The sequence below is a fragment of the Azospirillum endophyticum genome (assembly GCF_016595245.1).
GTDB classification, from domain to species: Bacteria; Pseudomonadota; Alphaproteobacteria; order Azospirillales; family Azospirillaceae; genus Azospirillum; species Azospirillum endophyticum.
This window is the reverse complement of the sequence record NZ_JAENHM010000007.1, coordinates 206,924-230,311: the sequence shown is the minus strand read 5'-3', so window position 1 is coordinate 230,311 and position 23,388 is coordinate 206,924. Positions and strand designations below refer to the sequence as shown.

22 protein-coding genes are annotated in these 23,388 nt (G+C 68.3%); 17 read left to right on the top strand and 5 right to left on the bottom strand.

Features of this window, described 5'->3' with window-relative positions; translation table 11 throughout:
- Positions 1 to 37 precede the first annotated feature (37 nt).
- From JHL17_RS02640 to JHL17_RS02590, 11 genes are all read left to right on the top strand, one after another.
- Positions 38 to 3,322, top strand: coding sequence for an AsmA family protein (locus tag JHL17_RS02640; protein WP_200190496.1), 3,285 nt, complete (start codon positions 38 to 40; stop codon positions 3,320 to 3,322).
- 93 nt (positions 3,323 to 3,415) lie between these two features.
- The gene (locus JHL17_RS02635) at positions 3,416 to 3,784 is read left to right on the top strand and encodes an accessory factor UbiK family protein (protein ID WP_200190495.1); all 369 of its coding nucleotides are present in this window, start codon (positions 3,416 to 3,418) and stop codon (positions 3,782 to 3,784) included.
- Positions 3,785 to 4,004: 220 nt separating this feature from the next.
- Positions 4,005 to 4,508, top strand: a complete 504-nt coding sequence (locus JHL17_RS02630; RefSeq protein WP_085089634.1) for a type III secretion system chaperone family protein — start codon at positions 4,005 to 4,007, stop codon at positions 4,506 to 4,508.
- 23 nt (positions 4,509 to 4,531) lie between these two features.
- The gene (gene proC / locus JHL17_RS02625; RefSeq protein ID WP_200190494.1) at positions 4,532 to 5,353 is read left to right on the top strand and encodes a pyrroline-5-carboxylate reductase; all 822 of its coding nucleotides are present in this window, start codon (positions 4,532 to 4,534) and stop codon (positions 5,351 to 5,353) included.
- A 171-nt stretch (positions 5,354 to 5,524) separates the two neighbouring features.
- Positions 5,525 to 6,379, top strand: coding sequence for a hypothetical protein (locus tag JHL17_RS02620; protein ID WP_200190493.1), 855 nt, complete (start codon positions 5,525 to 5,527; stop codon positions 6,377 to 6,379).
- 65 nt (positions 6,380 to 6,444) lie between these two features.
- A complete protein-coding gene (locus tag JHL17_RS02615; protein WP_200190492.1) occupies positions 6,445 to 7,170 on the top strand; it encodes a calcium-binding protein in 726 nt (241 codons plus the stop codon).
- A 33-nt stretch (positions 7,171 to 7,203) separates the two neighbouring features.
- Positions 7,204 to 7,686 carry a YbaK/EbsC family protein gene (locus tag JHL17_RS02610; protein WP_200190491.1) on the top strand — a complete coding sequence of 161 codons (483 nt, stop codon included), beginning with the start codon at positions 7,204 to 7,206 and terminating at the stop codon, positions 7,684 to 7,686.
- 78 nt (positions 7,687 to 7,764) lie between these two features.
- A complete protein-coding gene (locus JHL17_RS02605) occupies positions 7,765 to 8,463 on the top strand; it encodes a TetR/AcrR family transcriptional regulator (protein WP_200190490.1) in 699 nt (232 codons plus the stop codon).
- Positions 8,464 to 8,636: 173 nt separating this feature from the next.
- Positions 8,637 to 9,071 carry a phasin family protein gene (locus JHL17_RS02600; protein WP_174471942.1) on the top strand — a complete coding sequence of 145 codons (435 nt, stop codon included), beginning with the start codon at positions 8,637 to 8,639 and terminating at the stop codon, positions 9,069 to 9,071.
- 161 nt (positions 9,072 to 9,232) lie between these two features.
- Positions 9,233 to 9,568, top strand: a complete 336-nt coding sequence (locus tag JHL17_RS02595; protein WP_200190489.1) for a tRNA-binding protein — start codon at positions 9,233 to 9,235, stop codon at positions 9,566 to 9,568.
- 199 nt (positions 9,569 to 9,767) lie between these two features.
- Positions 9,768 to 11,771 carry a methyl-accepting chemotaxis protein gene (locus JHL17_RS02590; protein ID WP_200190488.1) on the top strand — a complete coding sequence of 668 codons (2,004 nt, stop codon included), beginning with the start codon at positions 9,768 to 9,770 and terminating at the stop codon, positions 11,769 to 11,771.
- Between the two features lie 138 nt (positions 11,772 to 11,909).
- On the opposite strand, the gene JHL17_RS02585 is transcribed toward JHL17_RS02590, so the two are convergent.
- Positions 11,910 to 12,650, bottom strand: a complete 741-nt coding sequence (locus tag JHL17_RS02585; RefSeq protein ID WP_247893270.1) for a response regulator transcription factor — start codon at positions 12,648 to 12,650, stop codon at positions 11,910 to 11,912.
- A 1,014-nt stretch (positions 12,651 to 13,664) separates the two neighbouring features.
- Here JHL17_RS02585 and JHL17_RS02580 point away from each other — a divergent pair.
- From JHL17_RS02580 to der, 4 genes are all read left to right on the top strand, one after another.
- Positions 13,665 to 14,306 carry a response regulator transcription factor gene (locus tag JHL17_RS02580; RefSeq protein ID WP_200190487.1) on the top strand — a complete coding sequence of 214 codons (642 nt, stop codon included), beginning with the start codon at positions 13,665 to 13,667 and terminating at the stop codon, positions 14,304 to 14,306.
- Between the two features lie 315 nt (positions 14,307 to 14,621).
- A complete protein-coding gene (locus JHL17_RS02575; RefSeq protein WP_200190486.1) occupies positions 14,622 to 15,266 on the top strand; it encodes a tetratricopeptide repeat protein in 645 nt (214 codons plus the stop codon).
- Positions 15,267 to 15,275: 9 nt separating this feature from the next.
- Complete coding sequence (locus JHL17_RS02570; RefSeq protein WP_200190485.1) at positions 15,276 to 16,658, top strand: outer membrane protein assembly factor BamB family protein; 1,383 nt, start codon at positions 15,276 to 15,278, stop codon at positions 16,656 to 16,658.
- A 41-nt stretch (positions 16,659 to 16,699) separates the two neighbouring features.
- Positions 16,700 to 18,094: a ribosome biogenesis GTPase Der gene (gene der / locus JHL17_RS02565; protein ID WP_200190484.1), complete on the top strand. Its 1,395-nt coding sequence runs from the start codon at positions 16,700 to 16,702 to the stop codon at positions 18,092 to 18,094.
- Positions 18,095 to 18,216: 122 nt separating this feature from the next.
- Here the strand turns inward: der and JHL17_RS02560 are convergent, their stop codons facing one another.
- Genes JHL17_RS02560 through map form a run of 4 tightly spaced genes read right to left on the bottom strand, consistent with a single transcriptional unit; the run spans position 18,217 to position 20,687 of the window.
- A complete protein-coding gene (locus JHL17_RS02560) occupies positions 18,217 to 18,666 on the bottom strand; it encodes a cupin domain-containing protein (protein WP_200190483.1) in 450 nt (149 codons plus the stop codon).
- Positions 18,659 to 19,252, bottom strand: coding sequence for a Uma2 family endonuclease (locus tag JHL17_RS02555; RefSeq protein WP_200190482.1), 594 nt, complete (start codon positions 19,250 to 19,252; stop codon positions 18,659 to 18,661). Before JHL17_RS02555 ends, JHL17_RS02560 begins: the two co-directional genes overlap by 8 nt.
- Positions 19,253 to 19,290: 38 nt before the next feature.
- A complete protein-coding gene (locus JHL17_RS02550) occupies positions 19,291 to 19,881 on the bottom strand; it encodes an NUDIX hydrolase (protein WP_200190481.1) in 591 nt (196 codons plus the stop codon).
- Positions 19,878 to 20,687 carry a type I methionyl aminopeptidase gene (gene map, locus JHL17_RS02545; protein ID WP_200190480.1) on the bottom strand — a complete coding sequence of 270 codons (810 nt, stop codon included), beginning with the start codon at positions 20,685 to 20,687 and terminating at the stop codon, positions 19,878 to 19,880. The genes JHL17_RS02550 and map overlap by 4 nt, the downstream gene beginning before the upstream one ends.
- Positions 20,688 to 20,985: 298 nt before the next feature.
- On the opposite strand from map, the gene radA reads away from it, so the two are divergent.
- A complete protein-coding gene (gene radA, locus JHL17_RS02540) occupies positions 20,986 to 22,434 on the top strand; it encodes a DNA repair protein RadA (protein ID WP_200190479.1) in 1,449 nt (482 codons plus the stop codon).
- A 168-nt stretch (positions 22,435 to 22,602) separates the two neighbouring features.
- Positions 22,603 to 23,292, top strand: a complete 690-nt coding sequence (locus JHL17_RS02535; RefSeq protein WP_200190478.1) for a CvpA family protein — start codon at positions 22,603 to 22,605, stop codon at positions 23,290 to 23,292.
- Positions 23,293 to 23,388: the final 96 nt, after the last annotated feature.

The window sequence follows — 23,388 nt, the reverse complement described above, 5'->3', positions numbered from 1 at the left end:
CGAGGACAAGGCCGGTCGCAGGGAAGGCGGAAACCCGGTGAAGAAGATCCTGATCGCTGCAGTGGCCGGACTGGCTGTTCTGGCCGGTCTGCTGTTGGCGGCACCGAGTCTGATCGACTGGAACGCCTACAAGGGCACCATCGCCGAGCGTGTGTCGCAGGCCACTGGCCGGCAGGTGGAGCTGCGGGGGGACGTCGGCTTCACCCTGCTGCCGTCGCCGGCGTTGACCGTCCGCGACGCCCGGCTGGCCAACGCCGCCGGTGCCGCCGAACCCGACATGATGCACCTGAAGAAGCTGGACGCCCGCGTGGCGCTCGGCCCGCTGCTGGGCGGCCGCATCCAGGTGGAGAGCATCGCCCTGGTCGAGCCGACCTTCGTGGTCGAGGTGCTGAAGGACGGGCGCATCAACTGGGACCTGTCGACCGCCGGCACCCGCAAGGGTGACGGGCTGGGGGCCGCCGAAGGGCTGGTCTCCGCCGTCAGCTTCGACCAGGTGCTGATCGACAACGGCACCCTCGTCTACCGCGACGACCGCAACGGCCGGACCGAAAAGGTCGAAGGACTGAACGCCCGCATCGCCGCCGGCAGCCTGAACGGCCCTTTCCAGGCCCAGGGCGATTTTCGCCTGCGCGGCCTGTCGCTGCATGGCGAGGCCACCGCCGGCCGCTTCACCGAGGGGGCGGCGGTGCCGGTGCGCGCCACCCTGTCGATGCCCCACACCGATGCCACCCTGCGCTTCGCCGGCATCCTGACCGGCGGCAGCGGCAGCGGAACCGGTGGCGGCGGCAGCTCGAAAGTACAGGGCGACCTGCGTGCCGAGGGCAGCGATTTCGCCAGGCTGGTGAACGTCCCCAATGCCTCCTGGGCGCCCGCCGCGCTGTCCCAGCCCTTCAACCTGCGCTCGACGGTGGAGGCGGGAACCAGCCTCGCCACCTTCTCAAGTCTGGAAGCGCAGCTGGGTGACACCCGGGCCACCGGCAACGCCACCCTGCGGGTCGGCGATCCGGCCCGGCGCGAGGCGCCGCGCACCGAGCTGACCCTCGTGATCAACCGGCTGGATCTCGATTCCTGGCTGGCGAAGAGCGGGTCGGGACAGGCCGGGCGGACCGGCGGAAGCGGCACCGCTGCCGGTGCCAGCCAGGGCACCGCCCAGGGCGCCGGCGCCCCGGGGACTTCCGGCGGCGCTGCGCCGGCGCCGTCCGTCGCGCTGCCGACGGGGGTGGAGGCCAAGCTGGACGTCGCCATCGACGCCATCGGCTACAACCACGGCGTCGTGCGTCAGGGCCGGATCGAGGCCAGCCTGTCCGCCGGACGGCTGAACATCGACCGGGTGAGCGCGCTACTGCCCGGCGGCTCGGACTTCGTCGCGGCGGGGGAGGTGACGACGCCGGGCGGCCAGCCGACGCTCGACATGCGGATGGAGGCGAATGCCGACAACCTGCGTGCCCTGCTGGAATGGGCGAAGCTGGACCTGCGCGGCGTCCCCGCCGACAGGCTGCGCCGCGCCTCGCTGTCGGCGCGGCTCCAGGGCCATGCCGACCGTTTCGAGATGTCGGGACTGGATTTCCGTTTCGACAGCAGCCGGCTCGGCGGCGCCGTCGCCTATGTCGACCGCGGCCGGCCGGCCTTCGGCGCAAGGCTGGAACTCGACCGCCTCAACCTGGACGGCTATCTGCCGGCGGCTCAATCCACCACCGCCCCATCCAACACCGCCCAGCCTGCCCCCCAGGCCACCGCCTCCGGTCCGCGGACCGCTGCCGATACCGGCCAGACCCCGCAAAGGCTTCTCGGTCTCGCCGACGCCAACCTCGACCTGCGGGTCGGCCAGCTGACGGTGGGCGGGCTGCCGGTCCAGGGGCTTCATCTCGACGCCACGGTCGCCTCCGGCGCGCTGACGGTGCGCGAGGCCAAGGTGGACGATGTCGCCGGGCTGCAGGCGCGGATCGACGGGCAGGTCGCCAGCCTGATCCCGCTGCGCGGCGTCAATCTGGCCCTGACCGCCGAAGCCGGGTCGCTGGGCGGTCTGCCGAGCGCCGTGTCCTGGCCGCGCGGCCTGCCGGTGCCGGAGCGGCTCGGCGCGGTCAACGCCAAGGCGCGGCTGGCCGGCGACGGGGAACGGCTGGCGGTCGAGGCCTCCGCCGGCCTGCTGGGCGGCACGCTGGAGGCCGGCGGCGCGCTGATCGGGCTGGACCGCACACCCAGCGCCGACCTGAAGCTGCGCGTGACCCATCCCGAGATGGGGCGGATCGCCGCCCTGTTCAGCGACAGCGGGCTGGCCCGCGCCTATGGCCCACTGGACCTCTACGGCGAACTGTCGGGCACCGCCGCGGCCCCCAGCCTGAACAACATCCAGGGGCTGGTCGCCGGCATTCCCCTGCGCGGCAAGCTGGTGCTCGACCGCAAGGCGGCCCGCCCCGCCTTCCAGGCCGACCTCCAGACCGGCGACCTCGACCTCGACCGGCTGCGCTCCGCGCCGCTGGTCGGGGACGGCGCCGGCCGTTCCGCCGCGACCGCTCCGGATCCGGCCGCGGACCCGGCTGCCGATCCGTTGGCCGACCTCGGCTGGATGCAGTCGCTGGACGGGCGTCTCGGCCTGACCTCCACGGCGCTGACGGTGGGCGGGCAACGCATCGCCCAGCCGGCGCTGCGGGCGACCCTGGTCGACGGCGTCGCGACCCTGGAACAGCTGGACGGCGAATGGCAGGGCGGGCAGATCGGCATCGGCGGCCGCCTCGCCACCGCGCCGGGCCGGGCGCCGAAGCTCGACGCCGACGTCACCGTCATCAAGGCGAACATGGGGACGGCCTTGTCCGGTATCGCCGGTCTCGGCCTCAGCGGCGGCACCGTCGATCTCGACGTGACGCTGTCCGGCAGCGGCCACGGCGACGCGCTCCTGCGCAGCCTGAGCGGCCGGGGCCGGGCGGTGGCGTCGGGCGGCGTGCTGCGCGGCGTCGACCTTGCCGCCCTGCGCAGCCGCCTCGCCGGGGCCGAGCGCACGCAGGAGGTGCTGGGCGCCGTCGCCGGTGCGCTGCAGGGCGGGGAGACCAGGCTGGACCGGCTGGACGCCCGCTTCGCCGTCGACGGCGGAGTGATCCGCACCGAGGACACCCGGCTGACCACCGTCCCGGCCGACGGCACGCTGGCGGGCACGATCTCCCTCCCCGACGAGCGGGTGGATCTGGGGTTGGCGCTGACGGTGAAGGCGGACGGCGACCTGCCGCCGCTGACGCTGCGCATCGCCGGCCCCTGGGCCGCTCCGACCCAGACGCTGGACCTGAAGGCCCTGCGCGACCGCTTCAACGCCGCCTCCCCGGCCAGGTGACACCCCTCCCACCCGGGCATGGGCGTTCCAAGGGCGTTGAAGTCGCCGCGTGTGGCGTCCATAATGTACGAACGGTAACCGGAAGTCAGAGCGATGCAGGTGGACAACAGGATTTTGGACGATCTCGCCCGTGTGGCGGGTGGCGCGCTCGGCGCCTTTTCGTCCTTGCGCGAAGAGGCCGAAGGCCAGCTTCGGGCCCAACTCGAACGTGTCCTGTCGCGGATGGACGTGGTCAGCCGCGAGGAATACGAGGCTGTCCGCGCCATGGCCGCCAAGGCCCGCGAGGAGCAGGAGGCGATGGCCGAGCGGCTTGCCGCGCTGGAGGCGACGGTCGCGTCGCTGAGCGCCCCGACAGCGCCGCTGCCGGTTCCGGTCGAGGCCCCCGGCGTTCCGGCCGTGGTCGAAACCGAACCGGCCGCTCCGGCGGCCAAGCCCGCCGTCGGGGCTCCGCCGGCACCCTGAGCATCGGCGCTGCCGCACACGGCCGACGTTCCTCCCGTCGTCCCGGTCCATGCCGCATCCGCGGCCGGACCGCGGATGCGGCATCGCCACGCCCAGGCTTGCTCGGTTCGTTTCTTCATCATCTTCGGGGTATTGGCCCGGATCGCGCGCTCTGGCCGGCGCGTCCCTTCGGTCCGGGTGAACGGTACCGCCCATTGCGCCTTCACAGGAGGACGCTGATATGTCGGCTGTAGCCGTCGAAACCACCACTTCCGCCCACAATCCGCTCGACGTGGTCGAGGAGATCGTGACCGCCAACGAATGGCCGTTCGACCGTGCCACCGAGGACGAGCTGGTCGTCGAGATCGGCGGGCGCTGGTGCGATTACCGGCTCTACTTCGTTTGGCAGCCGGACGTCAGCGCGATGCAGTTCTCCTGCCAGTTCGACATGAAGGTCCAGGCCGCCCGCCGCACCGCTGTCGCCGAATTGCTGGCCGAGGTCAACGGCCGCATGTGGCTCGGCCATTTCGACGTCTGTTCGGAGGAGCACACCCCGATGTTCCGCCAGACCATGCTGCTGCGCGGCTCGCGCGGGGCGGCGGTGGAGCAGCTGGAGGATCTGGTGGAGATCGCCCTGTCGGAGTGCGAGCGCTTCTACCCCGCCTTCCAGTTCGTGATCTGGGGCGGGAAGTCGGCGTCGGAGGCGGTGTCGGCCGCCATTCTCGACACCATGGGCGAAGCGTGAGCGAACAGGGGACGGAACGGGTCATGACGGTGGAATCGGGTGCGTCGCTGCTGCTGGTCGGTTGCGGGAAGATGGGCGGGGCGATGCTGGACGGCTGGTTGGCCGCCGGGACCGCTTCGCGGGTCGTGGTGGTCGACCGGGCCGGTCTGCCGCCGTCGCTGGCGGGCGATGCGCGCGTCACCCTGGCTTCGGGGGCGGACAGCCTCCCCGACGGCTTCGTTCCCGACGTCGTCGTCCTGGCGGTCAAGCCGCAGGTGATGGAGGACGCGCTGCCTTCCTACCGCTCGCTGGTCCGTCCCGGCACCGTCTTCCTGTCGATCGCCGCCGGCAAGACCATCGCCTATTTCGAGCGGCTGCTGGGGGAGGGGGCGGTCGTCGTCCGCTCCATGCCCAACACGCCGGCCGCCATCGGCCGCGGCATGACCGTCGCCGTTCCGAACTCCCGCGTCAGCGCCGCCCAGCGCGCCCTGTCCGACCGGCTGCTGCGCGCCGTCGGCGACGTCGCCTGGGTCGAGGACGAGGGGCTGCTCGACCCCGTCACCGCCGTGTCGGGCAGCGGCCCGGCCTATGTCTTCTTCCTGGTCGAGGCGATGGCCAAGGCCGGCGAGGCCGCCGGGCTGCCCGCCGATCTGGCCCTGCGGCTGGCCCGCGCCACGGTATCGGGGGCCGGCGCCCTGCTCGACGCCTCGCCGCAGGAGGCCGCCGACCTGCGCAAGGCGGTGACCAGCCCCAACGGCACCACCCAGGCCGCCCTGGACGTGCTGATGGCCGACGACGGCTTGCAGCCGGTGATGACCGCCGCCATCGCCGCCGCCACCCGGCGGTCGCGTGAGCTGGCCGGCTGAAGCAATAAAACGCAGTCGCGACATATTCTGCATCTTTGAAGAGAATTTTCGTTTGCGGAGAGCGACGAAACGATGCATCCTGTGCCCGCTATAAGGGCATTCAGGGGCAGGGCTTGAGGCGCTGGGTTGCGGGGGGCCGGACCGAGTTGCCTACCTGCGAAGGAGCGCATCATGAAGGTGACTTCGGATCCGACGGCGGCCGGAAACATGCGGCCGTCGAGCACCGTTCAGCCAAATCCTCAGAAATCTGCCGTCACACCCAGGGATGCGGGGCCTGCGGGTGGTTCCTCCGGGGTGGTCGTCGATATCAGATCCGCCATCCAGAATCTCAAGCCGGGGATGTCCTATTCCATCGGCGAGGGATATGTGCCTGCGGATATCTCAGCGCCGGGCGGCGACAAGATGAGAAACGTCGGCGTTACGAATTTCATGAACGCTTTTACCGACTGGTCCAACAAGTTGTCGGACTATTGGGGAAAAGTTTCGGATTTCGCGAAAAAGACCCTCAATACGTCAGGCGATGAGGTGGCTGTTCTGGGGGGGGCTGCCAATGACATCATCCGTACATCCTTGGCGGCGAGCGGAGTGACGCGCCCCGATATGCCGCTGATCTTAAAGGAGGGGGGAGCCAACGATCCCTATGACCCGTCGGCATTGGCCAACGCCAGAACTGGCGAGATCTCCATAGGCCACCAGGGCGATGGCTCTTCGAATCTTCTGTCGTCTGTCAGTTTCGATCGCACCGTCGATATTCCGGACGGGCAGATGAGCATCGTCGATCTCGATTCCGGTGATGCCACGGCCAATAGCCTGCTTGCATCCATTTTGTCGGGTTCGCTGGGGTCGGCGCTATCGTCGTCCGATCAATCCGGGAAGTCGGGGATGCATCGATATGCCGTCACCAATGGCAAATCGGGCCCCGATGCAGCCGTTGGCGCGGTTCTTTTCACGCGCGGCAATGACGATGCCGATGTCCAGAAGGCTGCCGGCCTCTACACCAAACTCAAATCCCTCCAGCAAGCATAGTTCGAAATCTGGATATTGATGTGCACCACGCTGCTTGCGGCATGCAGGCCGGCGGACGAACCGCCATGGAAAATTCGCAAATCAATCAAGAGGAAGAGGACATAATGCCCGCCCATACTGGAAATCAGGACCCTGAAACCTTTGGCCCGTTTAACGTTGCCGTTACGGTCAACGCAGGTGGTGGAGACGACATCGTCTTCGGATCGCCGTACAACGATGTTCTCAATGGTGAGGACGGCAACGACAGTATGAAAGGGGGGCAGGGGAACGACACGCTTGCTGGAGGGGCAGGGAATGACCTCCTGTTCGGTGAAGACCAGGACGATCTCCTCATTGGACACGAAGGGAACGATACGCTTGTTGGTGGAAACAATAACGATTCTCTTTATGGTGGAACTGGAAATGATCTTCTCATTGGAGATCAACCCTCGGAATCAGGTATAGACTGGTTGATTGGAAACCAGGGCGACGACACTCTGATCGGGGGGAACTACAGCGATAACTACGTATATGATTTCAGCCAGAATGATGGATTCGATACTATATTCGATTTTTCGGGATCTGACGATACTCTTTATCTCAATAACATCAATATCTCCGATGTGAGATTCTCGCATGGGTCCGGTGCCTATGCGAACGACCTCATCATTTACTCCTTGAGTGACTATCAGTCGGACGGCATCCTGGGCGGAGCAGTTACCATTGCCAACTTTTACGGAGCGGCGAATGGCGATCCTCAGGGAGTCGTCGAATATCTTGGCGTCGGCGGCAGCTTGTACCGAATCGGTTGATCGCTCGCATCATGGCGGCAAGGGGTGGCACCGGTGACCACACTCAGCCCCTCCGCCGGCCGGGTTCAGGCCCTGCTCGACAGCATCGGCCTCGGCCATCGGGTGGTCGAGCATGAAGGCAGCACCCGCACCTCCGAGGATGCCGCCAATTCCGTCGGCTGCGCGGTGGCGCAGATCGCCAAATCGCTGATCTTCCGCACCAGGGAGACGGCGCGCCCGGTGCTGGTCGTCGCCAGCGGCGCCAACCGTGTCGACGAGAAGGCGGTCGGCCGCCTGATCGGCGAGAAGATCGAGCGGGCCGACCCGGAGTTCGTCCGCGATTCGACCGGCTTCGCCATCGGCGGCGTTCCGCCGATCGGCCATGCCGTGCCGCCGCTGGTGCTGATCGACGACGACCTGCTGCGGCTGGAGACCATCTGGGCCGCCGCCGGTACGCCGAATGCCGTCTTCCGCCTGACCCCGGCCGAGCTGGTCAGCATGACCGGCGGCCGGGTGGAGACCGTGCGCAAGGCATAACCGGTCCGCTGGACGGGTGACGTTCGCCCGTCCACACCCCACCTTATGAAGCGATCCCTGTCGCCTGGAGGTGGTGCCATGTCCGACATGCCGTCCGACAAGCCTGAAGACAACAGCTTCCGCTCAGATCCCACCGCCGATTCGACGGACCCGGATGCCCTCGACCGCGCCGTGGCGTCGGCGGCGATGGGGCTGGCGGCCGAGAAGGGCTGGCGCCGGGTCGGCCTGCTGGAGGTCGCCCACGCCGCCGGCATTCCGCTGTCCCGTTTCCATCACCGCTACCGCGGGCGTGCCGACCTGCTGGCGGCGGTGTCGCGCGTCGCCGACGCCACCGTCCTGGCCGGCGAGGGCGCCGTCGATCCGACCGAATCGGCGCGCGACCGGCTGTTCGACGTGATGATGCGCCGCTTCGACGCGCTGCGTCCCTTCCGCGACGGCTTGCGCGCGGTGGTGCGCGACCTGCCGGCCGATCCGGCCACCGCCCTGGCCTTCTCCTGCGCCTTCGGCCGGTCCATGGCCTGGATGCTGCGCGCCGCCGGGATCGACCCCGACCGGCGCGGCGGGGCGGCGCTGGTGGCCGGGCTGGGCACCGTGCATGCGCGGGTGATGCGGGTGTTCCTGAACGACGACACCGCCGACCTGTCGCGCACCATGGCGGCGCTGGACAACGCACTGCGTGGGGCGGAACGCTGGGGCGCGACCTTCTGCCGCTGGACCCGGCCGCGCGGACCGCTGGGCAAGCCGACCGGAACAGAGTCCATGTCGTCAGGTATTTAGCGGCAAGGCGGCGATCCGCGACGGGTGGTTTTTCCCGTCAAGGTTATGCTGCGGCGCAAAAAACCGGATTGACTAACTTTTCGGCACTCTGCATAGTCCGTTTCTGTAATGTTGCGACGCAACATGCCTAGATTTTGATCTGGGCAGCAAACACCGATGCTGGGATGAGAAACATGGCCAAGATCAGCGGTAACCCCTTCCTCGAATTCGATCCGTCCAAGCTGATGGGCGACCTGAAGGTGCCGGGTGTGGACGTCGAGTCCATCATCGCCAGCCAGCGTCGCAACATCGAGGCGGTGACCGCCGCCAACCAGCTCGCCTTCGAAGGCTTCCAGGCGATCGTCCGCCGTCAGGCCGAGGTGCTGCGCACCGTCGCCGAGGACGTGAACCGCGCCGTCGGTGAGCTGTCGGCCGCCGGCACCCCGGAAGAGAAGGCCGCCAAGCAGGCCGATCTGGTCAAGGCCGCCTTCGAGAAGTCGCTGTCGAACATCCGCGAGCTGAGCGAGATGATCGCCAAGTCGAACACCGAGGCCGCCGAGATCCTGACCAAGCGCGTCTCGGACAGCCTGGACGAGGTCAAGGCCGCCATCGCCAAGGCGAAGGCCTGATCCTTTCCGGTTCACCGGAAGCTTCACGAGAGGGGTCGCCATCGGCGGCCCCTTTTTCGTGGGCGGCGACCGCCCGTGCTTCCCGGTTCCGATCCCCGGTTCCGATCTTCGGTCTGCCGCGCTACCCTGGCGCCCGACCGCACAACCGGACCGGACAGGCCATGACCATCAGCTACGACGATTTCGCCAAGATCGACATCCGCGTCGGCACCATCCGCGCCGTCGATCCTTTTCCCGAGGCGCGCAAGCCGGCCTACAAGCTGACCGTCGATTTCGGCGGCGAGATCGGCACCAGGCGCAGTTCCGCCCAGATCACCGGCCATTACGCCGCCGACGCCCTGGTCGGCCGTCAGGTGCTGGCGGTGGTGAATTTCCCGCCCAAGCGCATCGGCCCCTTCACCAGCGAGGTGCTGTGCCTCGGCCTGCCCGACGCCGATGGCGCCGTGGTGCTGGTCGGTCCCGATCAGGCCGTGCCGGACGGCGCGCGGCTGTTCTGACCCATCGATGTAAAAGATTCCGCAACCAGTCCCGTTCGGAAAAATCGCTCCGAAGATGATTTGATACAGACTTCGCAAGGCGACAAGTTGCCGCAGGCGTATCATGTATTTTAGATGAAAGCGGTCTAAACCGGGATGGCATAGTGCGGCGCGATCAAGACTTCGCGTCTGCATTACGTACTCTTGGTGGATGGCACCCATGGACGCCCTGCGCGCCTTCGTCGGCCGGCTTTCGATTTCCACGAAAGTCACCGTGTTGAATCTCTTCGGCATGCTGATCCTCAGCACGGCCATCCTGTTCGCGATCGGTCAGGTGATCGTCCGCGACCTGGAACGGCAGGCGATCGAGATGCAGCGTCTCAGCATGGACATCGCCTGGTCGGCGCTGCAGGAGCGCGGCGGCCGCTTCACCGTCGCCGACGGCAAGCTGCTGCTGGACGGCGCCGTGATGAACGACGACACCCTCGTGGTCGACAGGATCAAGCGCATCACCGGGGGAACCGCCACCCTGTTCCTGGGCGACCGCCGCATCGCCACCAACGTCACCGCCGCCGACGGCAGCCGCGCGGTCGGCACCACGCTGGCGCAGGGGGCGGCCTATGATGCGGTGCTGCGTCGCGGCACTCCCTTCCGCGGCATGGTCGAGATCCTGGGCGAGCCCTATTACGCCGCCTACGACCCGATCAGGGACGCGGCCGGCACCCCGGTCGGCATCCTCTATGTCGGCATCAGGAAGGCGGAAGTATTCAAGACCTTCGACGACAGCATGCGGTTCGCCACCATGCTGGTGGTGCTCTGCGCCGGGATGCTGGCGGTGCCGGGCTACCTGGTGTCGCGCCGGCTGCTGCGTCCGCTGGGCCAGCTCAGCCATGTGATGACGGCCCTGTCCTCCGGCGACCTTGCCGCCGGCGTCGCGGGTGCCGACCGGCTCGACGAGATCGGCGCGATGTCGCGCTCTGTCCTGGTCTTCCGCGACGGCATGGCCGAGGCGGAGCGCCTGCGCGCCGAGCAGGAGCATCAGCGAATCCAGGGCGAGGCGCAGAAGCGCAAGGCCCTGCAAGCGATGGCCGACACGGTGGAACAGGAGAGCCGCGGCGCCGTCGAACGGGTCGCCGCCCGCACGCAGGAGATGGACCGCAACGCCGGCGCCATGGCGACCTCCGCCGGGCTGGTCGGCGCCAACGCCCAGAACGTCGCCGCCGCCGCGGCGCAGGCCCTCAGCAACGCCCAGGCGGTGGCGTCGGCCGCCGAGCAGCTCTCCGCCTCGATCGAGGAGATCGGCAATCAGGTCGGTCATGCCACCGGCGTCACCCGTGCCGCCGTCGCCGCCAGCAACCGGACCGAAACCACCATCGAATCGCTGTCCGCGGCGGTCAGCCGCATCGGCGACGTGGCGGAACTGATCCGGGGCATCGCCGCCCAGACCAACCTGCTGGCGCTGAACGCCACCATCGAGGCGGCGCGGGCGGGGGAGGCCGGCAAGGGATTCGCCGTCGTCGCCGGGGAGGTGAAGAACCTTGCCAACCAGACGTCGCGCTCGACCGAGGAGATCTCGCGCCTGATCGCCGAAATCCAGTCGGTCACCGCCCGCAGCGTCGAGGAGGTGCGCGACATCAGCCGGACCATCGGCGAGATCGACGCCATCTCCGGCACGGTCGCCGCGGCGGTGGAGCAGCAGGCCTCGGCGACCCAGGAGATCTCGCGCAACGTCGGCCAGACGGCCGGTGCGGCAACCGACGTGTCGACCCGCATCGACGAGGTTTCACGCGAGGCCCAGGTGACGGAGGAGAGGGCCGACCAGCTTCGGTCCGGCGCGTCGGAGGTGACCCACAGCATCGACGATCTGATGCATGTGCTGGTGCGCGCCGTGCGCACGGCGACCGACGATGTCGACTGCCGCAACACGCCGCGCTATCGCGTCGAGGCGCCCTGCGTGGTGGAGGGGCCGGAGGGCCGCCGCCTGACGGTGCGGTTGCTCGACATCTCCCGGCACCGCGCGGCACTGGGCGAGGCCGACTCGGTCGGCGGCTGCGGCACGCTGCTGCCCGACGGGCTGGGCATTGCCGTGCCGTTCGAAGTCGTCAACCGTGAGGAGGGGTTGGTGCGCGTCCGCTTCCGGCTGCCCGGGACCGACCGGCAGGACTTCGACTTGCGCTTCGACCGCTTCGAGGACTCGATGGCCGGACGCCGCTTGGCTGCCTGATACCGGTCACCGGCTCAAGACTGGCTGGGCGGCGGTGCTCGACCGCGTGTCGGGCACGGGTCCGGGCTTGGCGGCGTATGCGCGCCGCCGGGCGGCCGGGGCGCCCGCCGGTTTCCGGCTCTTCAGGCTTTCGGCTCTTCAGGCTCCGGCCCGGCGGACGGCGGCGGCTTGGACGTGCGGCGGGGTGATGCCGGTCCGTGCCTGCTCCAGGGCGCTCTGCTGCCGGGCGGCGAAGACGCCGGCCTCGGTCCGGTTGCGGAAATGCAGCTTGGACAGAACGCTGCGCACCATCGACTTGATGACCGCTTCCGACAGATCCAGCGCGTTGGCGATGGTCCGGTTGTTCATGCCCTCGCCCAGCAGGCGCAGAGTCTCGAACTCCGGGTCCGACAGCCGCGGCAGCAGGGTCAGCCTGATCTCGTCGACACCCAGCCGCGACAGGAACTGCTTGGGCATCAGACAATGCCCTTCCAGCCCCAGATCCAGCAGTTCGTTGATGCGGTCGACGTTCAGATCCTCGAACACCCAGGCGTCGGCGAAGGCCAGGATATGGGCCGCGTCCAACAGCTCGCGCGAGGAAAGGACCACGACGATCCGCGACCGGCGGGACAGCCGCAGATAGACCATCGGTTCGTTCTCGCGCAACGCGGTGAACTGCTGCAGCCCGATCAGGATCGCATCCGGCGTCAGCGCGCTCTGGGTCAGTTCCCCGATGTCGTGCAGGACCGTGACGCGATGGCGTCCACCGCGGTCGAGCTGCTGCACGACGTTCTCGGTCAGCGCGTTGTTGTCGAGGATCAGGCAGACATGCATTGGAGTCACCGCGTTGCGGGTCTGGTGAGATGCTTTCTCATGGGCGTACTCATGGTGTGTGTGCATGGGTCAGCTCTGTCTGGAGGAGGCATCCACGGCCGGCCCGGCTGGGGGCGTTGCCGCCTGCATCTAAGGGTTGAAAAGGAACCGGCCGATCGGCCCAGGCACTCATGGTAAGGGACATGTCATCGTAAGGGTCACGTCATCCGGAAAATTAACGTAGACATCGAAGTATTTCCGCGCGGCCTGCAAACACCCCCTCTGTCTGACCCGTCGCCGGGTGAGGGAAGTCCTGGTCGCACCGCGTGATTTAGAAATGAATGGTGCTCCACGTAAATCAGGCGATGGATGATCAGCCAAGATCGCTTCTCGTCTCCTTGTTGGTCGCCTTAGGTTTCGAAACGGTAACACCTATGGAATGATGTGTGCTGGGCGGGTCACACGGGAATGCGCGTTGGTACAGGCATCCTTCAGGATTATCCTTTCGGTTTGGCCGCGGGTTTTCCTCCTCTCTTGCGCGGTCGAATCGGGATTAGCCGTGCCCCTGCCACACGAACGCCGCAAAGATGGCAAGGTTCCAAGAAAATTCCCGTCGCTAATGGAGAGAATACGTCTCTCTTCGAGTGATCCCGATCGGAGCAAGTGAATCCGATGGGGCGGCGCGACAAGTCCGGTCGGAACTACAGACGAAGCTATTACCTTCGGCGGAGGTGTTTCTTGCCCGCCCCATGACCAACGGCGTCTCTTATGGGAGTGGCGGCTTCGAATGAACTATGGCCCTTGTCAGGATACAGGCGCTCTTCCGATCGTGGTATCAGATACCCAACACAGCGAAGAACGAGCCCACAACGGCAGACGGTCTTCCGGCCGATGCCTGCGAAGGGCTGATAGACCAATCGAACAGCCAATCGACCTCCAGGCCGCCGCCCGAACGCGAGGCTGGGTGCGGGCGGCCGGTGTGAATGGGGCGATCCGGGTGCCGCGGGGGTGCGCCGGACAAGATCGACAACAGCCCTGGCGGGCGGCCGTCTGCAACGGCAGGGTGCCGTCAAGGGCCGGCGAGCGAGGATGACGGGGACCATGAAGATTCTGATCGGGGACGACCATCTGCTGTTTCGCGAAGGGCTGCGGCGCTTGCTGGAGCAGTTGCAGGGCGATTCCAGCTTCGTCGAGGCCGGGACCTTCAACGAGGTGCTGGAGCAGTGCCGCGCGGGCAGCACCTTCGACATCATCCTGATGGATCTGCATATGCCGAACTGGCCGGGCTTCGACGGCCTGCGCGAGATCCAGGCGCTGCAGCCCGGCGTTCCGGTGGTCGTCATTTCCGCCTCCGAGGCGCTTGGCGACATCCGCGGCGCGCTCGACCATGGCGCGACCGGCTACATTCCGAAGTCGAGCAGCGTGAAGGTCATGATGGGCGCCCTGAACCTGGTGTTCTCGGGCGGCATCTATCTGCCGCCCGGTGCCCTGACCGCCAGCATGGAGGCCGCCCCGCGCCGCCGCTCCATCGACGTCTCGGACCGCAATGCCGGCTACGGCCTGACCCAGCGCCAGCGCGAGGTTCTGGAATGCCTGCGGCTGGGCAAGTCGAACAAGCAGATCGCCTACGAGCTGGGCCTGTCCGAAGGCACGGTGAAGATCCACGTCACCGCCATCTTCAAGTCGCTGGGCGTCAAGAACCGCACCCAGGCGGTCATCGCCGCCGCCGCCATGTCGGCGTGATGCTGCGGCGTGATGCTGCGGCATAAGGTTGCGGCTTACGGTCGGGGTCCGACCGCGGTCGGATCGGCAAATCGGAACAGGCCGCGGGAACAGGGTTCCTGCGGCCTGTTTCCGTTTGGCCGTACCGGAAAGTCGGGCCGCGACACGGCCGGCCGCGCCCTCGCTCTTGACCGCGCGGGTTGCCCGATGCTATCCGCCCCTCTTGATCTTGTGGAATCCTCCGTCCGTCGAACCGGCCGGACCGGTTCCACCTGACCCGCGCCGCCATCCGGGCCGTGCGCGCAGCCGCCACCGCAGGGACGCCACCGCAGCGCCATGAGCGATATTTTCCGCGAAGTCGACGAGGATCTGCGCCGGGACCGCGCGGAGCATCTGTTCAAGAGGTATGGCGGCGCAATGATCGCCGCGGCCGTCCTGGTCGTCGCCGGCACCGGCGGCTACAGCTTCTGGCGCCACTGGCAGGCGCAGAAGACCCAGGAGCAGACCGCCGCCCTGGTCACCGCCATCTCGCAGAGCGCGCAGGGGCCGGAGAAGGGGGTCGACGCCCTGGCGGCTTTCGCCGGCTCCGCCAAGCCCAGCCTCGCCGCCATCGCCCAGTTCAATGCCGCCGCCCTGCTGATCCGCCAAGGGAAGCCGGCCGATGCCGCGACCATCTATGACGGCATCGCCGGCAACGGGTCCGTGCCCGCCGAATACCGCGACCTCGCCACGCTTCTGGCGGTGACGCAGCGCGCCGACGGCGGTGATCCGGCGCAGCTGACGGCGAAGCTGCAGCCGCTGACCGCCGACGGCAGCCCCTGGCGCTTCACGGCGCGAGAGCTGACGGCGATGCTGGCCGCCCGTGCCGGCGACACCGAGAAGGCGCGCACGCTCTACAAGCAACTGGCGGACGACCAGCAAGCGCCTGCGGGCGTGCGCGGCCGCGCCGCCGATCTCGCCTCCCTCTACGGCAAGGGCTGACCCAGGGCCATGAACGACAACAAGGCGCCAAACAACAAGGCAGTGCCCGCCAAGGCCGGCTCGATCCGCCGTGCGGCGCTGCTGTCCGCATCGCTGCTGAGCGTCTTCCTTGCCGGCTGCGACACGCTGGACAGCTGGTTCGGCAAGACCGCCGATCCGCCCCTGCCGGGCAAGCGCGTCGCCGTCCTCCAGCGCGAGCGCAAGGTGGAGCCGGATGCCCAGCTCGCCGCCACCGCCGTCACCGTGCCGCCGCCGGTCGCCAACGCCGTCTGGGCGCAGCCGGGCGGCACAGCGGATCATGTGCTGGGCAACCTGGCCCTGTCGGCCAACCCGTCGGACGCCTGGCGCGCCGACATCGGGTCGGGGGCCAGCAGCTCGCGCGCCCTGCTCGGCACGCCGGTGATCGCCGACGGCCGCATCTTCGCCATGGACGCCGATTCGCACGTCTCGGCCCTGAACGAGCGCAGCGGCCAATCGCTGTGGCGGGTGGACACCCGGCCGGAGAACGAACGCGGCGGCGCCACCGGCGGCGGCGTCGCCTATGCCGACGGCCGCGTCTATGCCGCCACCGGCTTCGCCGAGGTGCTGTCGCTGGAGGCCGCCACCGGCAAGGTGCTGTGGCGCAAGCGCATCGCCGGCCCGGTCCGCGGCGCGCCGACGGTCGCCGGCGGCCGCGTGCTGGTCATCACGCTGGACAACCAGACCGTCGCCCTGTCCGTCGAGGACGGTACGGTCCAATGGTCGCAGCAGGGCATCCTGGAGAGCGCCGGGCTGCTCGGCGCCGCCAGCCCTGCCGTCACCGGCACGCTGGTCGTCTCCCCCTATTCGTCGGGCGAGCTGTTCGGTCTGCGCCCGGAAACCGGCCGCGTCGCCTGGCAGGACAGCCTCGCCGCCGTCCGCCGCACCGGCGCGCTCAGCAACCTGGCCGACATCCGCGGCCTGCCGGTGGTCGACCGCGGCGCCGTCTACGCCATCGGCCATTCCGGCCGCATGGTCGCCATCGACGAGCGCATCGGCGCCCGCATCTGGGAAACGGAGATCGGCGGGGTCCAGACCCCCTGGCTGGCCGGCGATTACCTGTTCACCGTCACCAACGACCAGGAGGTCGTCGCAGTGGCGCGCCAGACCGGCAAGGTCCGCTGGGTGTCGCCGCTCGCCCGCTTCAAGGATCCCGAGGACAGGACCGGCCCGATCGTCTGGTCCGGCCCGGTGATGGCGGGCAGCCGCCTGTGGGTCACCAGCTCCGAGGGCCAGCTTCTCGGCCTGTCGCCGTCCGACGGCAAGGTGGAGGTGACGCGCTCGCTGCCCACCGGTTCCTACTTGTCTCCGGTCGTTGCCAACAACACTCTCTATGTGCTGTGCGACAACGGAACGCTGGTCGCGTTCCGCTGATCGCGGATTTCCTCCGTCTGTTGTGAAAGGCCTTTGGCCCCATGTCGTTCACCGTGGTCCTCGTCGGTCGGCCGAATGTCGGCAAATCGACCCTCTTCAACCGTCTGGCCGGCAAGAAGCTGGCCCTGGTGGACGATACGCCGGGCGTCACCCGTGACTGGCGCTCGGCCCCGGCCTATGTCGGCGGCCTGTCCTTCACGGTGGTCGATACCGCCGGCCTGGAGGACGTGACCGACGACAGCCTGGAGGCGCGCATGCGCCGCCAGACCGAACAGGCGCTGGCCCGTGCCGACGTCGCGCTGTTCATCATCGACGCGCGCGCCGGCATCACGCCGCTGGACCGCCATTTCGCCAATCTGCTGCGCCGGGGCAAGACCCCGGTGCTGCTGGTCGCCAACAAGACCGAGGGCAAGGCCAGCCAGCCCGGCCTGTTCGAAGCCTACGAGCTCGGCCTGGGCGACCCGATCCCGCTCTCCGCCGAGCATGGCGAGGGGATGGCCGATCTGGTCGAGGCGCTGCTGCCCTATGATCCGCCCGCGGAGACCGGCGCGGCCGAGGACAAGGACGACGATTTCGATCCCAGCATCCCCATCGGCGACCAGCCGGAGCCGGAGGAGGATCGCAGCAAGCCGATCCAGATCGCCATCGTCGGCCGCCCCAACGTCGGCAAGTCGACCCTGCTGAACAGCCTGCTCGGCGAGGAGCGGGTGCTGACCGGGCCTGAGGCCGGCATGACCCGCGACGCCATCGCCGTCGACTGGGAATGGCGCGACCGCCGCTTCAAGCTGGTCGACACCGCCGGCATGCGTCGCCGCGCCCGCGTCGACGAGAAGGTGGAGAAGCTGGCGGTCGCCGACAGCCTGCGCGTCATCCGCATGGCGAATGTCGTGGTGCTGGTGGTCGATGCCGCCGCCATCCTCGACAAGCAGGATCTGACCATCGCCCGGCTGGTGATCTCCGAGGGCCGCGCCCTGGTGATCGCCATCAACAAGTGGGACACGGTCGACGACCGCGCCATGGCGCTGCGCCAGGTCGAGGACAAGCTCGAGGCGGCGCTCGGCTACATCAAGGGCGTGACGGTCGTCACCATCTCGGCGCTGAAGGGCCACAAGCTCGACACGCTGCTGGACGGCGTGCTGGAGACCTACACCGTCTGGAACCGCCGCATCCCGACCGCCCAGCTCAACCGCTGGATCGAGGGCGTGCTGGAACACCACCCGCCGCCCCTTGTCGAGGGCCGCCGGGTCAAGATCCGCTACGTCACCCAGGTGAAGACCCGTCCGCCGACCTTCGCGCTGTTCATCAACAAGCCGCTGGATCTGCCGGAAAGCTACCAGCGCTACCTGACCACCCACCTGCGCGAGAGCTTCGACATGCCCGGCGTGCCGGTGCGCCTGCTGCTGCGCAAGGGCAAGAACCCCTACGCCGACGATTGAGGCGGGGCCTTGTGCCCCCTCTCTCCCCCGCTTCGCGGGAGAGGGCTGAGTAAGCGATCCGGCGGCAGTCCCCTCTCCCGCGAAGCGGGGGAGGGTTAGGGAGGGGAAAACCTCTTCCAACATCACCCCGCCGCTGGCTCCCACCCCTCCGGCGCCATCCGGAAGCCGGCGAACTCGAAGGCCGGCGCCACGGTGCAGCTCACCAGCGACCAGCCGTCAGGCTCCACCACCAAGCTCCGCGCCGCCTGCCACGCCCCGACCGGCACCACCGCCTGAGGCCGCTCGCCGCCCGCGATGTCCATCCCCAGCCGGCGGCGCTCGATCGTCCCGCCATCCTCGAAGATCGACAGCTCCAGCGGCGCCCCGCCGTGCCAGAGCCAGATCTCCACCGCATCGACGGTGTGCCAGTGCGACCGCTCCCCCGACCGAAGCAGGAAATAGATCGCCGTCACCGCCCCCCGCCCGCCATCCCCCGTGGCGCGGTAGGTTTCGGCGTAACAGCCACCCTCGGGGTGCGGCTGCAATCCCAGCAGTTCGATCAGCCGCTCGGCGGACAGGGCGTGTTCAGGCATCGTCGGTTTCGCCCGCATGGATGGTCAGGTCGAAGGACACCCGCGTGTCCTCATAAATTGCTGCCAGAGGCAGCGCCACCCCCAGCGCCGGAACCGCCAGCACGCCGTCCCGGCCCGACAGCAGCTCGTGCGTCCAGCCGTCGCCTGACCGCCGGAAGCTCTCCACCACCGCCACCCGCTGGTGGACCAGCACATATTGGGTCAGCGAGGGCAGGGTGCGGTAAGCGGCGCTCTTGGTGGTATGGTCGTAGCTGGACGTGCTGTCCGAAAGCACCTCGACGATCAGCGTCGGCTCGGTCGCCAGCCGGTCGCGGTCATCGATCGCCGCACAGGTGACGAAGACGTCCGGATAGAACACCGATTCGTCGGCGAGGATCTTCATCGTTTCCTGGAAAACCCGGCACGGGGAGCCGCGCAGCGCCGTCCGCAGGGCGGCATAGATGTTGCCGGCGAACTGGTTGTGGGCGACCGTCCCGCCGTCCATGGCGACGATTTCGCCCTGGAGGAACTCGTGGCGGCTGTCCTGCCGCTCCTCCCAGGCGAGGAACTCGGCGAGGGTCATCCGTTGGTGCTTGCGCAGGGCCATGGCCGCCGCCTCGGCTGCTGAAGGATCGCCCTTCCTTTTTACACCGACCGCGTCCGCGCCGCCATGCCCAGCCCCTCGCGCAGCTCCGGCATCAGCATCGCCCCCAGCATGGCGATCACCGGCAGCAGGGCGTAATCGCCGCGCGCCGCTGCGTCGATCAGCTCGCGGGCGCTGTGCAGCTCGATCCGCATGTCTTCCAGGTCACCGTGATCCGGTTCGGCCAGCTTGCGGGCGCCCTTGGCGTGAAACATGTGGCAGGTGCTGCCCTTGGAGTTCGCTCCGACGACGAAGCCGCCCAGCGCCGTCCAGTCTTCGGCGGCATAGCCGGTCTCCTCCAGCAGCTCGCGCTTGGCGGCGGCCAGCGGATCCTCGCCGGGCTCGATGGCCCCGGCGGGGAAGGTCAGGCTGACGCGCCGGGCCCCGTGCTTGTAGGTGCGCAGCATCACCACCTGGCCGTCTGCCGTCTCGACATACATCAGCGCATAGTCGGGCTGGTCGATCTGGTAGAAATTCTCCACCGTCCGTCCGTCCGGCAACTGCACCGTCTCCGCCCGCAACTTCAAGTAAGGGCTGGCGTCCAGCAGCTCGCGGCTCTCCAGCACGTCCCAGGGCTTCTGTTCGTCGGTCATGCGGTGGTCCCGTAAGGCGGCTGGGTGAAACCGGCGGGGGAAAGGGTGAAGATCTCGCAGCCGTCCTCGGTGATGCCGATCTGGTGCTCGAACTGCGCCGACAGCGAGCGGTCGCGGGTGACCGTGGTCCAGCCGTCGGACAGGATCTTCACCTCGTGCCGGCCGGCGTTGATCATCGGTTCCACCGTGAAGACCATGCCGGGGCGCAGTTCCACGCCCGTCCCGGGCTTGCCGAAATGGTCGACATGCGGCGCGTCGTGGAAGACCTGCCCGATGCCGTGCCCGCCGAAATCGCGCACCACCGAGCAGCGCGCCGCCTCCGCCATCGTCTGGATGGCGTGGCCGATGTCGCCGAGCCGGTTGCCGGGCTTGGCCTGGGCGATGCCGGCCATCATGCAGCGGTAGGTCAGGTCGACCAGCTTGCGCGCCTTCACCCCGATCTTCTCGCCGACGAAATACATGCGGCTGCTGTCGCCATACCAGCCGTCCAGGATCACGGTGACGTCGATGTTGACGATGTCGCCCTCGACCAGCGTCTTGTCGTCGCTGGGGATGCCGTGGTTGACGACATGGTTGGGCGAGATGCAGCTGCAGGCCGGATAGCCGTGATAGCCCAGCGTCGCCGGAATGCCGCCGCGGTCGCGCTGGAACTCCTCGATCAGCTTGTCGAGCCTGCCGGTGCTGACGCCCGGCACCACGAAGGGCGTGATGTGGTCCAGCGTCTCGGCGGCCAGACGGCAGGCCTTGCGCAATGCCGCGAAACCCTCCGGACCGTGCAGCACGATCCGCTTGCCTTCCTTGTCCATCAAACCGTCATCCGTCACGTAGATTCTCAATTCACTCTAAGCTCCCTCTCCCGTCCCGGGAGAGGGAAGGGTGAGGGGTGATCCAAGAATCAAACTGCTCGATTCTTGGATCACCCCTCACCCGGCGCCTCGGCGCCACCCTCTCCCGGGGCGGGAGAGGGTTTGTTCCGAATCGTGCAACAACCTATCACGCCGCCGGTCTGAAAAAAGCCCCCGCATTCCACCCCTGCAAGCATAGGATTCGGCGGAACGGCTTGCTATATGTGGCGGGCCTTACCCCCATCGGACTACCAGACCTTTGGCGAAGCCCACCACCCGATATGTCTGCCAGGCCTGCGGCGCCTCCTTCCCGAAATGGGCGGGCAAATGCGACGCCTGCGGCGAATGGAACAGCCTCGTCGAGGAGGCCGCTCCCGACAGCGCGCCCAAGGGGCTGGGTGCTGCCCGCGGCCGCCGCATCGACTTCGTCGGCCTGCATGGCTCCAGCGAGGCGCCGCCGCGGCGGATGACCGGAATCGCCGAATTCGACCGCGTCTGCGGCGGCGGTCTGGTGCCCGGCTCGGCCATCCTGATCGGCGGCGATCCCGGCATCGGCAAGTCGACCCTGCTGCTCCAGGCGATGGCGCGGCTGTCGCAGGACCACCGCTGCGCCTATGTCTCGGGCGAGGAGGCGGTCGATCAGGTCCGTCTGCGCGCCCAGCGCCTGGGCTGCGCGACGGCCCCGGTCGACCTCGCCTCGGCGACCAGCGTGCGCGACATCGTCGCCTCGCTCGACGACGCCAAGGGGCCGGAGGTGATCGTCATCGACTCGATCCAGACCATGTACATGGACAATCTGGACAGCGCCCCCGGCACCGTCGCCCAGGTCCGCGCCAGCGCGCAGGAGCTGATCCGCATCGCCAAGCGGCGCGGCGTCGTCCTGCTGCTGGTCGGCCATGTGACCAAGGAAGGCATGATCGCCGGTCCGCGCGTGCTGGAGCACATGGTGGACACCGTGCTCTATTTCGAGGGCGAGCGCGGCCACCAGTTCCGCATCCTGCGCGCGGTGAAGAACCGCTTCGGCCCGACCGACGAGATCGGCGTGTTCGAGATGGGCGACGCCGGCCTCGGCGAGGTCGCCAACCCGTCCGCCCTGTTCCTGGCCGAACGCCGCGGCGACGTGTCCGGCGCCGCCGTCTTCGCCGGGATGGAGGGCACCCGCCCCGTGCTGGTCGAGGTGCAGGCGCTGGTCGCCCCGTCGCCGCTCGGCACGCCGCGCCGCGCCGTGGTGGGCTGGGATTCGGCCCGCCTCGCCATGGTGCTGGCGGTGCTGGAGGCGCGCTGCGGCGTGCAGATCGGCGCCAACGACGTCTATCTGAACGTCGCCGGCGGCCTGCGCATCACCGAACCGGCCGCCGACCTCGCGGTCGCGGCGGCGCTCGTCTCCTCCCTGACCGGGGAGCCGGTGCCGGCCGACGCGGTGGTGTTCGGCGAGATCGGCCTGTCGGGCGAGGTCCGCGCCGTCGGCCAGAGCGACACCCGGCTGAAGGAGGCGGCGAAGCTCGGCTTTTCCTCCGCCATCTTCCCGGCGCGGCGTACCGGCAAGAAGGGCAACCGCGGCGACAACGGCCTCAAGACGGTCGAACTCCAGCAGCTGGGCGAGCTGATGCCGCTGTTCCAGCCGCAGGGCTCCGCCGGCCGGCCGCCTTCGCGGCGTCCGTATGACGACACCGACACGCGCCGCCGGCGCGACGACGAGTACATCTGAACCACGGAGTTTGCGGTCTGAAACCATGGTCTTGGCGAAGAACGGCCGTCATCCCCGCCTTCGCGGGAATGAGGTGGTTTGGTCGGAAAGGCCGAGGCATTCCGAATGCAACGCTCGTAAACTGCAAGCGCAGCCGATAATCGGCGTCCAATAATCGGTACAGGGGTCATGGACAATCTTCCCGTCAATCCGGTCGACGTCGTCGTCGCCGCCGTGCTGCTTCTGGCCGCATTGCTCGCCTTCAGCCGCGGTCTGGTGGCCGAGCTGGTGTCGGTCGCCGCCTGGGCCGGCGCCGCGGTGATCACGCTCTACGCGCTGCCCCATGTCCTTCCCTACGCGCAGATCTATATCCGTTTCGAGATGCTGGCCTACGCCGCCTCGGCGGTGGGCGTGTTCATCGTCGCGCTGATCGTGCTGTCGCTCCTCGGGCGCAGCCTGTCGCGCGGGGTGCAGGCCTCGGCGCTGTCGGCGCTGGACCGTACGCTGGGCTTCGCCTTCGGGCTGGTGAAGGGCGGGCTGCTGGTTTCCATCGCCTACCTGTTCTTCCTGTGGCTGGTGCCGAACCCGGCCGAACAGCCGGTCTGGCTGCAGCAGGCCAAGACCCGCCCCTTCCTGGCGATGGGGGCGGAGACGCTCTACGGCTTCGTGCCGGAGACTTTGCGCAGGGAAGGGCTCGGTCAGATGGACATGGCGCGCGACCGTGCACGTCAGGCGATGGAAGCCAAGCAGGCGCTCGACCGCCTGTCGACGCCGGTGCCCAGCCCCGCGAAGACCGGGGGTGCGCAGGCGCCCGATACCGGTTATAAGGACCGCGACCGCGCCGACCTCGAAAGGCTGATGCAGAACAACGCCCGCTGAGCTTGACCGCTCGGTTTTGGCGCGATCGACGTTTGTGGGACCGTAGTTTTTTCCGTTGCATGTGCTGACGCGCCCTAGGGCGCCTCCTGGACGAAG

Bases quoted from the DNA above. Each gene is read 5' to 3' on its own strand.
- JHL17_RS02575 (WP_200190486.1), top strand. From the start codon at position 14,622: ATGAGCGATATTTTCCGCGAAGTCGACGAGGATCTGCGCCGGGACCGC.
- JHL17_RS02620 (WP_200190493.1), top strand. From the start codon at position 5,525: ATGAAGGTGACTTCGGATCCGACGGCGGCCGGAAACATGCGGCCGTCG.
- JHL17_RS02585 (WP_247893270.1), bottom strand. From the start codon at position 12,650: ATGCACACACACCATGAGTACGCCCATGAGAAAGCATCTCACCAGACC.
- JHL17_RS02590 (WP_200190488.1), top strand. From the start codon at position 9,768: ATGGACGCCCTGCGCGCCTTCGTCGGCCGGCTTTCGATTTCCACGAAA.
- JHL17_RS02550 (WP_200190481.1), bottom strand. From the start codon at position 19,881: ATGACCGACGAACAGAAGCCCTGGGACGTGCTGGAGAGCCGCGAGCTG.
- map (WP_200190480.1), bottom strand. From the start codon at position 20,687: ATGGACAAGGAAGGCAAGCGGATCGTGCTGCACGGTCCGGAGGGTTTC.
- JHL17_RS02535 (WP_200190478.1), top strand. From the start codon at position 22,603: ATGGACAATCTTCCCGTCAATCCGGTCGACGTCGTCGTCGCCGCCGTG.
- JHL17_RS02555 (WP_200190482.1), bottom strand. From the start codon at position 19,252: ATGGCCCTGCGCAAGCACCAACGGATGACCCTCGCCGAGTTCCTCGCC.
- proC (WP_200190494.1), top strand. From the start codon at position 4,532: ATGACGGTGGAATCGGGTGCGTCGCTGCTGCTGGTCGGTTGCGGGAAG.
- JHL17_RS02615 (WP_200190492.1), top strand. From the start codon at position 6,445: ATGGAAAATTCGCAAATCAATCAAGAGGAAGAGGACATAATGCCCGCC.
- JHL17_RS02635 (WP_200190495.1), top strand. From the start codon at position 3,416: ATGCAGGTGGACAACAGGATTTTGGACGATCTCGCCCGTGTGGCGGGT.
- der (WP_200190484.1), top strand. From the start codon at position 16,700: ATGTCGTTCACCGTGGTCCTCGTCGGTCGGCCGAATGTCGGCAAATCG.
- JHL17_RS02605 (WP_200190490.1), top strand. From the start codon at position 7,765: ATGTCCGACATGCCGTCCGACAAGCCTGAAGACAACAGCTTCCGCTCA.
- JHL17_RS02580 (WP_200190487.1), top strand. From the start codon at position 13,665: ATGAAGATTCTGATCGGGGACGACCATCTGCTGTTTCGCGAAGGGCTG.
- JHL17_RS02560 (WP_200190483.1), bottom strand. From the start codon at position 18,666: ATGCCTGAACACGCCCTGTCCGCCGAGCGGCTGATCGAACTGCTGGGA.
- JHL17_RS02630 (WP_085089634.1), top strand. From the start codon at position 4,005: ATGTCGGCTGTAGCCGTCGAAACCACCACTTCCGCCCACAATCCGCTC.
- JHL17_RS02570 (WP_200190485.1), top strand. From the start codon at position 15,276: ATGAACGACAACAAGGCGCCAAACAACAAGGCAGTGCCCGCCAAGGCC.
- JHL17_RS02595 (WP_200190489.1), top strand. From the start codon at position 9,233: ATGACCATCAGCTACGACGATTTCGCCAAGATCGACATCCGCGTCGGC.
- JHL17_RS02600 (WP_174471942.1), top strand. From the start codon at position 8,637: ATGGCCAAGATCAGCGGTAACCCCTTCCTCGAATTCGATCCGTCCAAG.